Consider the following 11714-nt stretch of genomic DNA (forward strand, 5'->3'; position numbering starts at 1 on the left):
TTGTTGCCACTCCTGGCCTCCTATTTGCATTACCTCAATCAGCCCTCTGGGCATGGCAAAGCGGCAGATGATGGGTATGTACCGAATCTTGTCCAGTTCCATTCACCATTTGTTAATGTCAATTCACAAATTAACAAAGCCACAACACTTTTCACTAGGAAGGCCCTGAACAAACCGATATGTTAAATCCCGCGGACTAACCAGTCGAAAGTCCCGCACAATCCTGAGTGACCCCCTTGGTCACCGCATATTTCAATGTTAAGGGAGCGAGGCATATAGACCTCGCCAAGACAGCGCAACAAAGGAGTTGTTGTACATGAATGAGATCGTCAATGCCATCAATGGCGTGATTTGGAGCCCAGCGCTCATCTATCTGTGTCTGGGGGTAGGCCTCTACTTCTCCCTGCGCAGCCGTTTCCTGCAACTGCGCCACTTGAAAGGCATGATACGCCTGATGTTTCAGGGCAAGGGCAACGATGCCGGTGTCTCCTCCTTCCAGGCACTCTCCATGACCCTGGCCGGTCGCGTCGGTACCGGCAACATCGCCGGTGTGGCCACTGCCATCACCTTCGGCGGCCCGGGCGCCCTGTTCTGGATGTGGATGGTCGCCTTCCTTGGCGCCAGCTCCGCCTTCGTGGAGTCCACCCTGGGCCAGGTCTACAAGGAGAAGATCAACGGTGAATATCGCGGCGGTCCGGCCTTCTACATCGAGAAGGGCCTGGGCATGAAGTGGTATGCCTGGACCTTCGCCATCGCCACCATCTTCGCCTGCGGCGTGCTGCTGCCGGGCGTGCAGGCAAACTCCATCGGCTCCAGCCTGCAGACCGCCTTTGCCATCGACCCCAACGTGACCGCCGCCGGTCTGGCGCTGCTGCTCGGTTTCATCATCTTCGGCGGCGTCAAACGCATCGCCAATTTCGCCAGTACCGTGGTGCCCTTCATGGCGCTGGGTTACATCATCGTGGCCTGCGTCATCATCGCCCTGAACATCGGCCAACTGCCGGGCGTGATCCTGCTCATCTGGAAGAGTGCCTTCGGGATGGAAGCCGGCTTCGGCGCCATTCTGGGTCTGGCCATCATGTGGGGTGTCAAGCGCGGGGTCTACTCCAACGAAGCCGCCCAGGGGACTGGCCCCCACGCCTCCTCCGCCGCGGCGGTGAGCCACCCGGCCAAGCAGGGCCTGGTGCAGGCGTTCTCCGTCTATATCGACACCCTGTTCGTCTGCTCCGCCACCGGCTTCATGCTGCTCATCACTGGCCTGTACAACGTGCAGGGTCCGGACGGTGCCGCCCTCTACACCGGCATCGCCGGCATCGCGGCAGGCCCCGGCTATGTGCAGACCGCCATGGAGAGCATGATGCCAGGCTTTGGCAACTACTTCGTCGCCATCGCCCTGTTCTTCTTCGCCTTCACCACCATCGTGGCCTACTACTACATCGCCGAAACCAACATCGCTTTTGTCAACCGCAAGATTAACCGCCCCTGGCTCACCTTCCTGCTGAAGATTGCGCTGATGGCTGCCACCGTCTACGGCACCGTCAAGACCGCCGATCTGGCCTGGGGCCTGGGTGACATCGGGGTCGGCCTGATGGCCTGGCTCAACATCGGTGCCATCCTGATGCTGCAAAAGCCGGCTTTCGCCTGTCTGAAAGACTACGAGGCACAGCTGGCCAAGGGTCTGGATCCCGTGTTCCACCCGGAAAAGCTCGGCATCAAGAACGCGGACTACTGGATTGAAAACCGCGCCGAAGTAAACCTGATGCGCGAGCAAACCGGCCACCCCTTCGAGGCGGACCCGGATACCGTTGCCAAGTAATCAGACGGCACAATGCAAAATGGCAGCTTCGGCTGCCATTTTCATTTGTGTTGGATGGGTGAGGGGTTCAAAGCGCGTTGCGGCGCGGTCCGAATGGCAGGCGCCAGCGAAACAGGCTGTTGAGGGTCGCCCGCCACTGGTTGGGGCGCCCCAGGATCTGCCTCTGCAACCGGGTCTCTTCCTTGAGCATGGCCTCGTCACTGCGAGCCCAGGCCTGGGTGTAGAGCTGCTTGATCCCCGCCAGCGCATCCGGCGACTTGGTGATCAGGGTCCGGGCAAAGGCCCGCGCCTCTTCCAGGGGATCCGCGCACACCCGGCTCACCAGGCCGAGGGACTTGGCTTCGCTGGCTTCCAGCTCGCGCCCGCTCATGGCAAGCTCCATGGCGGTATCCATCCCCATCAGGTTGCGCAGGGTGACGCTGCCGCTCATGTCGGGGATGATGCCCCACTTGATCTCCATCACCGAGAAGCGGCAATCCGGGGTGCTGAAGCGAAAATCGGCGCCGAGCGCTATTTGCAGGCCGCCGCCAAAACAGACCCCCTGGGTCACCGCAATCACGGGCACCGGCAGTTGATGCCAGCCATAGGCCACCCGCTGGGCCAGGTTGGTCGCCTCGTCCGCCTCGCGCTTGAGGATCTCCAGCGCCGCCACAGGCTGCCTCAGCATGGATTTCACATCCAGCCCGGCGCAGAACGCCCGCCCCTCCCCGTGCAGGATCACGGCCCGCAGCCCTTTTTGCCGGGATAGCGCGTTCAGCGTCTCGTCGATGGCGTCGAACATGGCCCGATCCAGCGCGTTGAGCTTGTCCCCCCGGCAGAGCATCACCTCGGCGATCCCCTCCTGAAACACCCATTTGACCCTTGGCTTTTCCATCTCCGTCTTCGTCCTTTTGATTCAACTGGTCATACCACAACGTTACCAGAGTGTTATGGGCAGGTACAGGGAGGCCGCCCCGGGCCTGCGACTAAAGTCGGCTGGCCCGGTGGTAGAGCCTTTGTCAGACTGGCCCCATGGTCACGGTGGAGCCTCTCATGTCACTTCTGTTCAATTTTGCCCGTCCACCGTTCGACGGCCTGGACGAGGAGGCACGCCAGCGGCTCGGTCAGCACCTCAGCATCTGCTACTTTCGCGCGGGCCAGACGGTGCAGCACGCCGGGGAGGAGCCCGCCGGGCTCTACCTCATCATCAAGGGGGCCGTGGAAGAGTCTGCCCCCCATCAATCCTTTGGCGACTATGGCGAGGGGGACATGTTCGACGTCCGTGCCCAGTTTGACGGGCACTGCCGCCACCGTTTCGCCGCCCTGGAAGATACCCTCTGCCAGCTCATTCCCCGCCCCGTCTTTCTGGCCCTGTGCGACGCGCACCCCCATATCGCCCGCTACTTCACCGCCACCCTGGCGGAGCGCCAGCGGGAGCAGGAGCGGCGCAGCCAGCTCGGGCAGCAGAACCTGGCGGAGTTCATCCTGACCCGCATCGCTCCCGACCATCTGCAGGCGCCGCTCATCGTGGAAAGCAGCCTCTCGCTCCTGGCCGCCACCGAGGCCATGGTGGCCAGGGGCACCGACTGCCTGCTCTATCCCGGAGCAGACGGCAGCCTGAGCCTGGCCACCCGCAAGACCCTGCTCCACGCCCTCACCCTCAAGGGATTGCCGCTCAGTGCGCCGCTGGCGGTGCTGACCCCCACCCCGCTGACGGGTCTGCCACTGGGGAGCTATCTGTTCGATGCCCTGCTGCTGATGACCCGCCACCGCATCAAGCGCCTGGTCATCTGGCAGGGGCAGGAGGTGGCAGGCATCCTGCATTTGACCCAGGTGCTCGGGCTCTTCTCCACCCACTCCCATGTGTTGACCCTGCGCATCGCCCGCGCCGACTCCCCGGCCGCCCTCGAGGCGGTCGCCCGGGAGCAGCAGCAGCTCATTCGCTCCCTGTTTGCCCAGGGGATCCACACCCTGTTCCTGATGAAGCTCATCGCCACCATCAACGAGCAGTTGATCGCCAAGGCCTTTTCCCTGGTGATCCCCGCGGCGCAGCAAGAGCAGGTGTGCCTGCTGATGCTGGGGTCGGAGGGGCGTGGCGAACAGATCCAGAAAACCGATCAGGACAATGCCCTGATCCTGCCGGATGGCCTGCCGTGGCCCACCCAGTCGGCGGATCTGGCCGCCTTCAGCGCCCTGCTGGCGCGCCTGGGTTATCCCCCTTGCCCGGGCAGGGTGATGGTCAACAACCCGGCCTGGGTGAAGCCGCTTGGCGGCTGGCTGCAAGGGATAGAGCAGGCCTGTGTGCGCGCCAGCGAAGCGGATCTGCTCTGGCTCGCCACCCTGGCAGATGCCCAGGCCATCACGGGAGATCGCGCCCGGCTCGCCCCCGTCGCCCGTCACCTGCGGGCCTGCCTCGCCGACCGGCCGGATCTGCTGGCGGAGATGGCAAGGGCCGCCGTCGCCTTTCACGCCCCCCTCACCCTCTTTGGCAGGCTGGAGCAAGCCCCGGAGGGGCTGGATCTCAAGCGGGGCGGCCTCTTCCCTCTGGTCCACGGCGTCCGGGTACTCTCCCTGGAGGCGGGGATCCTGGAGACCTCGACCACGGGGCGCATCGAGGCCCTGGTGGGCCAGGGACGCCTCAGCCGGGACTATGGCACCAATCTGGCGGAGGCCTTCCGGCTGTTCATGCGGCTTCGGCTGCGCAGCCAGTTGCAGGAGGGAGACGGACGGGTGCGGGTGGCCGACCTCGGCCCCGCAGAGCGGGATCTGCTGCGCCATGCCCTGCACCAGGTGAAGAAGTTCCAGCAATGGCTCACCTTGCACTTTCGTCTTAGGCAATAGCGATGTGGATGCACTGGCGCCGCCGCTGGCTTGGCAGGACGTTTCGGGAGGGGGAGTTTGCCCCGCTCTTTGCCCGCCCTGCTGGCGACGAGTGGGTGGCGCTGGACTTCGAGACCACCAGCCTGGATCCGGCGCTGGCGGAGATCGTCTCCATCGGGGCGGTGCGCATCCGGGGCAACCGGATAGAGACGGGCGATGCCCTTGCCATCCGGGTCCAGGCTCCCGCCAGCCTGAGCGCCGGGTCCGTGGTGATCCACGGCCTGCGCCATCAGGATCTGCAACAGGGAATGGCACTGGAGCCCGCGCTGCGCGCGCTGCTGGAGTTCATCGGCCCCCGTGAGCTGGTGGGGTATCACATCGCCTATGACCTGCGCATTCTCAACCTCGCCTGCCAACGGCTGTGGGGGCTCACCCTGCCCCAGCGCGGCATCGAGGTGAGCCGCCTCTATCACGATCACCTCTATCGCCGCTATCCCGACGCCGCCATCGATCTGCACCTGGCCGCGATCTGTCGCCATCTGGCGCTGCCAGCCCTGCCCCCCCACGACGCCCTGAGCGATGCTGTCACCGCCGCCCTTGTCTTTGTACGCCTGCATCAGGGCGGCCCGCTGGCTTATCCCAAAGTCTAATTGTTCGGAAATAACATTTAATTCACATTTTGCTTACATGGACAGCCGTGCTGTCCGGTAGGGAACCCCTCATCCACCGCTGACATTCACTGTCATGGAGAACTGCAATGGAACAGCAACCGTATCTTCGGATCCAGCAAGATCCCAACTTCCAGACACTGGTCGCCAAACGCCAGCGTTTTGCCTGGACCCTCTCCATCCTGATGCTGGGGCTCTACCTGGCGTTCATCCTGCTCATCGCCTTTGCACCGGGCTGGCTTGGCACCCCCTTGAGCGAAGGCTCCAGCATCACCCGTGGCATCCCGGTCGGGATTGGTCTCATCGTATCGGCCTTCGTGCTGACCGGTATCTACGTATTTCGTGCCAACGGCGAGTTCGACGAACTGAACCAGAAGATCCTCAAGGGAGCGCAATCATGAAAGGCAAGTTTCTGCTGCCGCTGGCAGGTCTGATCTCCACCCCCTTGCTGGCGGCCGACGCCATCAGCGGCGAGGTGCAACGCCAACCCCTCAATATCTCGGCCATCGTGATGTTCGTGATCTTCGTGGCCGCGACCCTGTTCATCACCTACTGGGCCTCCAAGCGCAACCGCTCGGCTTCCGACTACTACGCCGCCGGCGGGCGCATCACCGGCTTCCAAAACGGTCTGGCCATCGCCGGTGACTACATGTCCGCCGCCTCCTTCCTCGGCATCTCTGCCCTGGTCTACACCTCGGGCTACGACGGTCTCATCTACTCCATCGGCTTCCTGGTGGGCTGGCCCATCATCCTGTTCCTGATCGCGGAGCGGCTGCGCAACCTCGGCAAGTACACCTTTGCCGACGTGGCCTCCTACCGCCTCAAGCAGACCTCGGTGCGCAGCCTCTCCGCCAGCGGCTCCCTGGTGGTGGTCGCCCTCTACCTCATCGCCCAGATGGTCGGTGCCGGCAAGCTCATCGAGCTGCTGTTCGGCCTCCAATACCATGTGGCCGTGGTGCTGGTCGGCATCCTGATGGTGCTCTACGTGCTGTTCGGCGGCATGCTGGCCACCACCTGGGTACAGATCATCAAGGCGGTGATGCTGCTCTCCGGTGCCTCCTTCATGGCCATCATGGTGATGAAGTCCGTCAACTTCGACGTCGGTACCCTGTTCAGCGAAGCGGTCAAGGTGCATGCCAATGGTGCGGCCATCATGAGCCCGGGCGGCCTAGTCGCCGACCCCATCTCCGCCATCTCCCTTGGGCTGGCCCTGATGTTCGGTACCGCCGGTCTGCCCCACATCCTGATGCGCTTCTTTACCGTGAGCGATGCCAAGGAAGCCCGTAAATCGGTGTTCTATGCCACCGGCTTCATCGGCTACTTCTACATCCTCACCTTCATCATCGGCTTTGGCGCCATCCTGCTGGTCAGCACCAACCCGGACTTCAAGGACGCCACCGGCGCCCTGCTGGGGGGCACCAACATGGCGGCCGTCCATCTGGCCGACGCCGTGGGTGGCAGCCTGTTCCTGGGCTTCATCTCCGCCGTGGCGTTTGCCACCATACTGGCGGTCGTGGCCGGGCTGACCCTGGCGGGGGCCTCAGCGGTCTCTCACGACCTCTATGCCTGCGTCATCAAGGAAGGCAAGGCCAACGAGGCCGACGAGCTGCGTGTCTCCAAGATGACCACCCTGGTGCTGGGTGTGGTCGCCATCGGCCTTGGCATCCTGTTCGAGAAGCAGAACATCGCCTTCATGGTGGGCCTGGCCTTCTCCATCGCGGCGAGCTGCAACTTCCCGGTGCTCTTCCTCTCCATGTTCTGGTCCCGCCTGACCACTCGTGGCGCCGTCTATGGCGGCTGGCTCGGTCTCATCAGCGCCGTGACCCTGATGATCCTGGGCCCCACCGTCTGGGTGAAGGTGCTGGGTCATGCCCAGGCCATCTTCCCCTACGAATACCCGGCGCTCTTCTCCATGGGGCTGGCCTTCATCGGGATCTGGTTCTTCTCGGTCACCGACAAGTCCCAGGCAGCCTCCGACGAGCATGCGAAGTTCTTCCCGCAGTTCGTCCGCTCCCAGACCGGGCTCGGTGCCTCCGGCGCCTCCGCCCACTAAGTGGCATCCCACGCATCCAAGCCGGCCCAGTGCCGGCTTTTTTCATGACCGCCCCCTCGCCTCCCCTCTGCAAGAGAGGCCGGAGCCCGTTGCCGGCCTGGTCGTGAAATCTTCCCCCCTGCAATGGGGCCAGATCACAGTTCCTGCTAAAACTTTCGGGGGATCTGTGCCATAATGCGCGCCATTTGACAGACCAACCGGGACATTCCAGTGCTTTCAAGCAACAACATCACCATGCAGTTCGGCGCCAAGCCGCTGTTTGAGAACATCAGCGTCAAGTTTGGCGGCGGCAACCGCTACGGCCTCATCGGTGCCAACGGCTGTGGCAAGTCCACCTTCATGAAGATCCTCGGCGGCGATCTCGAACCCACCGGCGGCAATGTGAGCCTGGATGTCAACGAGCGCATCGGTAAGCTGCGCCAGGATCAGTTCGCCTACGAAGAGATGCGCGTACTGGACGTGGTCATGATGGGCCACACCGAGCTGTGGGCCGCCATCGCCGAACGCGATGCCATCTACGCCAACCTGGAGGCCACCGACGACGACTACATGAAGGCCGCCGAGCTGGAAGGCCTGGTCGCCGAATATGATGGCTACACCGCCGAATCCCGCGCAGGCGAACTGCTGCTGGGTGCCGGTATTCCCATCGAGCAGCACAACGGCCCGATGAGCGAAGTGGCCCCGGGCTGGAAACTGCGGGTACTGCTGGCGCAGGCGCTCTTCTCCAACCCCGACATCCTGTTGCTGGACGAACCGACCAACAACCTGGACATCAACACCATTCGCTGGCTGGAGCAGGTGCTCAACGATCGTGAAAGCACCATGATCATCATCTCTCACGACCGTCACTTCCTGAACTCCGTCTGCACCCACATGGCGGATCTGGACTACGGCGAGCTGCGGGTCTACCCGGGCAACTACGACGAGTACATGCTGGCTGCCACCCAGGCCCGCGAGCGCCTGCTGGCCGACAACGCCAAGAAGAAGGCCCAGATCGCCGATCTGCAATCCTTCGTCTCCCGCTTCAGCGCCAACGCCTCCAAGTCCAGCCAGGCTACCTCCCGCCTCAAGCAGATCGACAAGATCAAGATTGAGGAAGTGAAGGTATCCAGCCGTCAGAACCCCTTCATCCGCTTCGAGCAGGACAAGAAGCTCTACCGCAACATCCTGGAGATCGAAGGCGTCTCCAAGGGGTATGGCGACGGTCCCCTGTTCAAGGGGCTCAACATGATGCTGGAAGTGGGCGAGAAGGTCGCCATCCTGGGTACCAACGGGATCGGTAAGTCCACCCTGATCAAGACGCTGGTCGGTGCCCTGGCACCGGATACCGGCACCATCAAGTGGTCCGAGAACGCCCAGATCGGCTACTACGCCCAGGATCACGCCGAAGACTTCGACACCGATCTCAATGTGTTCGACTGGATGGCCCAGTGGAAGCAGGAGAACGAAGACGAGCAGGCGGTGCGCTCCGTGCTGGGTCGTCTGCTCTTCTCCCAGGACGACATCAAGAAGCCGGTCAAGGTGCTCTCCGGTGGTGAACAGGGCCGGATGCTGTTCGGCAAGCTGATGATGCAGCGCCCCAACATCCTGATCATGGATGAACCGACCAACCACCTGGACATGGAATCCATCGAATCCTTGAACCTGGCGCTGGAGATGTACAAGGGCACCCTGATCTTCGTCTCCCACGACCGCGAGTTCGTCTCCTCCCTGGCGACCCGCATCCTGGAGCTGACCGAAGACGGCATCCGCGACTTCGGCGGCACCTACGAGGATTACCTGCGCACCCAGGGTGTGGTGTAATCCCCCGCCTTCAAGCAAAGTGATCAGAACCGGCGCCTCGTGCGCCGGTTTTTTTATGCCTGCTGGCAACGCCGAGCGGGATGCAAACTAGGACGACGTATCCCCCCTGCGAGCGGGCAGCAGCTCTCCCTTGTGCCGCGTGCAGATAAAAAAACGGCTCCATCATGGAGCCGTTTTCACACTTGGGGCCGTGAGGCTGACTTACTCGACAGTGGCTTCCACGTCGGTGAAGTATTCGATCTTGGCCGCCTTGCGCAGCTCGTCGATCAGCGACTTGTAGTCGGCCTGTGCCTTGCCCTGACCCAGCTGACCTTGCAGCAGGCTCACCATCTGGGACGGCTCCTTGATGACGTTGACCTTGTCCAGCGCCACCACCACACGATCACCGTTGGCTTCGGTCACCAGCTCGACGCTCGGCTTGCCATCGGTCGGATGGGGCATGCGGAACGCCTGGGTCACCAGGTTCTGATCCATCTCCTGGGCGAAACGGGATACGCCGGTATGGGTATCCACTTTCAGACCCAGCGCGGTCAGGTCGGCCTGAACGTTCTGACCGGCCTTGAGCTTGTCCAGCAGACCCTGGGCCTTGCCACGGGCCACTTCACTGGCCTTGTCGTGCTTGATGGCGGTGATCACCTGCTCTTTCACCTCGGCAAGCGGCTTGGCCGCCTTCGGCTGGTGACCCATGATGTGCAGCACCAGCGCCTTGCCGTCAGCCAGCTCGATCACGTCGGAGTTGGTGTTGTCATCGCGCAGCTGTTCGGAGAATGCCACGGAGAGCACCTTGGGATCATTGAGCGGTGCCGGCGCATCGGCCTGGCTGAAATAGCCGGTGGACTGCACCTGGAGACCCATAGCTTCGGCGGTCAAGTCCAGGGAGTCCGGGTTCTCGAAGCTGCTGTCGGCCATCTTCTGCTGCTCGGCGAAGAACTGCTCCTTGGCCTTCTCAGATTGCAGACGGGCGATGGTATCGCTCATCACGTCCACGAAGGGCTTGGTCTTGGCAGGCTCGACTCCCAGCAGCTTGATGATGTGGAAGCCGAACGGGCTCTTCACCACGGCGGAGAGATCGCCAGCCTTGGCCAGCGCGAACGCGGCTTTCTCGAAGGCAGGATCCATCACCCCTTTCTCGAACCAGTCGAGCTCCCCGCCCTTCTTCGCAGAGAAGGTATCGGAGGAGTCGGCCTTGGCCAGCGCGGCGAAATCGTCACCTGCCTTGGCCTTGGCCAGCACGGCCTCGGCTTTCTGCTCGGCGGCCTTTTCATCCTTGCCAAACGGGATCAGGATGTGCGCCACCTGACGGCGCTCGGGACGCTGGAACAGATCCTGATGCTGGTCGTAGTAATCCTGGGCATCCTGCTCGGTGACCTTGATGTTCTTGCCAAGGTTCGCGGCATCGAGCAGCAGATAGTCGACCTTGACCGTCTCGTCGTTCATGAAGCGAGCGCTGTTGGCCTTGTAGAACTGCTCCACCTCGGCATCGCTCACCTCGATCCCGTCCACATAGGCGGAAGCGGCCAGACGGATCAGGCGCAGGTCACGGGTCTGGTTGTAGAGACGATCCAGTTGCTCGGCTTCACCCTTGAGGGCGAACTCCGATCCCAGCACGGCGCCCATCAATTGCTGGCGCACCATGTCCTGGCGCAGGGAGTCGCGGAACATCTCGGGGGTCATGCCGGCACGGCGAATGAGCTGCAGGTAGCGGTCATTGCTGAACTTGCCGTTCTCGGCAAACTCGGGCATGGCGACGATGGCCTGCTTGATCTGCTCATCGCTGACGCGCAGACCCAGGGAGCGGGCCTTGTCATCGATCAGCGCCTGATCGATCAGACGGTCCAGCACGCCACGGCGGAACTGTTTCATGTAATCGGGATTGGCGGCCAGCTGGTTGAAGGCCTCACCCATTTGGGATTCCATACGGGCCCGCTCATTGCGGTAGGCATTCTCCAGTGCGGGGGCACTGATGTCATTGCCGTTGACGGTGGCGGGGGCGGTACGTGCCGGGCCATTGAGGTAGCTGCCTACCCCGGCCAAGGCAAAGGAGAGGATGATCAGGCCCAAGATAACCTTGGCTACCTTGCCCTGCGCCCCTTCGCGTAGTTTATCCAACATCATGTTTGTACTTATGCTCCCGAACTCGATGGGCGTAAATAATGAAAAGGCGCACCGATTGCGATGCGCCTTGGTCAAGCAGTATGAGGGAGAGCCCTCTCACTTGTCTGGTCAGAGACCAAGGACGGTGCCGATAGATATCAGCGACCGGCTTAGTTGACCGCGTCTTTCAGGGCCTTGCCGGCTTTGAAGGCAGGAACTTTACCGGCAGCGATTTCGATGGTCGCACCAGTTTGCGGGTTGCGGCCGGAACGGGCTGCACGCTCGCGAACGGCGAAAGTACCGAAACCAACCAGAGCAACCTGGTCACCCTCTTTCAGGGCTTCGCCCACGGCATCGATGAAGGCATCCAGCGCACGGCCAGCGGCAGCTTTGGAGATATCAGCACCGTCTGCAATCTTGTCAATCAGTTGAGATTTATTCACTCTTATATTCCCCTTTTATCGAACATCGCTGCGGCGCT

At 62.3% G+C, this 11714-nt stretch carries 9 protein-coding genes; 6 read left to right on the forward strand and 3 right to left on the reverse strand.

The window, feature by feature from the left end; genetic code table 11:
* The first annotated feature begins 316 nt into the window (after positions 1-316).
* Positions 317-1816: a sodium:alanine symporter family protein gene (locus AB5Y70_RS09415; RefSeq protein WP_010674582.1), complete on the forward strand. Its 1500-nt coding sequence runs from the start codon at positions 317-319 to the stop codon at positions 1814-1816.
* Positions 1817-1883: 67 nt separating this feature from the next.
* On the opposite strand, the gene AB5Y70_RS09420 is transcribed toward AB5Y70_RS09415, so the two are convergent.
* On the reverse strand, positions 1884-2690 hold the full coding sequence (locus AB5Y70_RS09420) for a crotonase/enoyl-CoA hydratase family protein (RefSeq protein WP_010674581.1): 807 nt from the start codon (positions 2688-2690) through the stop codon (positions 1884-1886).
* Positions 2691-2848: 158 nt separating this feature from the next.
* Here AB5Y70_RS09420 and AB5Y70_RS09425 point away from each other — a divergent pair, with 158 nt between their 5' ends.
* The 5 genes from AB5Y70_RS09425 (at position 2849) to AB5Y70_RS09445 (ending at position 9139) form a co-directional block, all read left to right on the forward strand.
* Positions 2849-4636, forward strand: coding sequence for a putative nucleotidyltransferase substrate binding domain-containing protein (locus AB5Y70_RS09425; RefSeq protein ID WP_041211372.1), 1788 nt, complete (start codon positions 2849-2851; stop codon positions 4634-4636).
* 2 nt (positions 4637-4638) lie between these two features.
* The gene (locus tag AB5Y70_RS09430; RefSeq protein WP_029314461.1) at positions 4639-5265 is read left to right on the forward strand and encodes a 3'-5' exonuclease; all 627 of its coding nucleotides are present in this window, start codon (positions 4639-4641) and stop codon (positions 5263-5265) included.
* Between the two features lie 107 nt (positions 5266-5372).
* The gene (locus AB5Y70_RS09435) at positions 5373-5684 is read left to right on the forward strand and encodes a DUF485 domain-containing protein (RefSeq protein ID WP_010674578.1); all 312 of its coding nucleotides are present in this window, start codon (positions 5373-5375) and stop codon (positions 5682-5684) included.
* The gene (locus AB5Y70_RS09440) at positions 5681-7336 is read left to right on the forward strand and encodes a cation acetate symporter (RefSeq protein WP_010674577.1); all 1656 of its coding nucleotides are present in this window, start codon (positions 5681-5683) and stop codon (positions 7334-7336) included. Before AB5Y70_RS09435 ends, AB5Y70_RS09440 begins: the two co-directional genes overlap by 4 nt.
* Before the next feature lie 210 nt (positions 7337-7546).
* Positions 7547-9139, forward strand: a complete 1593-nt coding sequence (locus AB5Y70_RS09445; RefSeq protein WP_010674576.1) for an ABC-F family ATPase — start codon at positions 7547-7549, stop codon at positions 9137-9139.
* A gap of 201 nt (positions 9140-9340) precedes the next feature.
* Here the strand turns inward: AB5Y70_RS09445 and ppiD are convergent, their stop codons facing one another.
* Positions 9341-11254: a peptidylprolyl isomerase gene (gene ppiD, locus AB5Y70_RS09450; protein ID WP_010674575.1), complete on the reverse strand. Its 1914-nt coding sequence runs from the start codon at positions 11252-11254 to the stop codon at positions 9341-9343.
* Positions 11255-11403: 149 nt separating this feature from the next.
* Positions 11404-11676, reverse strand: coding sequence for a nucleoid-associated protein HU-beta (hupB, locus tag AB5Y70_RS09455; protein WP_005315375.1), 273 nt, complete (start codon positions 11674-11676; stop codon positions 11404-11406).
* Positions 11677-11714 lie beyond the last annotated feature (38 nt).

Source organism: Aeromonas sp. s1(2024) (assembly GCF_040908005.1).
Classification (GTDB): domain Bacteria; phylum Pseudomonadota; class Gammaproteobacteria; order Enterobacterales; family Aeromonadaceae; genus Aeromonas; species Aeromonas caviae.

Excerpts from the sequence above, each read along its gene's own strand:
- AB5Y70_RS09425 (WP_041211372.1), top strand. The coding sequence starts at position 2,849 with ATGTCACTTCTGTTCAATTTTGCCCGTCCACCGTTCGACGGCCTGGAC.
- AB5Y70_RS09435 (WP_010674578.1), top strand. The coding sequence starts at position 5,373 with ATGGAACAGCAACCGTATCTTCGGATCCAGCAAGATCCCAACTTCCAG.
- AB5Y70_RS09440 (WP_010674577.1), top strand. The coding sequence starts at position 5,681 with ATGAAAGGCAAGTTTCTGCTGCCGCTGGCAGGTCTGATCTCCACCCCC.
- ppiD (WP_010674575.1), bottom strand. The coding sequence starts at position 11,254 with ATGATGTTGGATAAACTACGCGAAGGGGCGCAGGGCAAGGTAGCCAAG.
- AB5Y70_RS09420 (WP_010674581.1), bottom strand. The coding sequence starts at position 2,690 with ATGGAAAAGCCAAGGGTCAAATGGGTGTTTCAGGAGGGGATCGCCGAG.
- AB5Y70_RS09430 (WP_029314461.1), top strand. The coding sequence starts at position 4,639 with ATGTGGATGCACTGGCGCCGCCGCTGGCTTGGCAGGACGTTTCGGGAG.
- AB5Y70_RS09415 (WP_010674582.1), top strand. The coding sequence starts at position 317 with ATGAATGAGATCGTCAATGCCATCAATGGCGTGATTTGGAGCCCAGCG.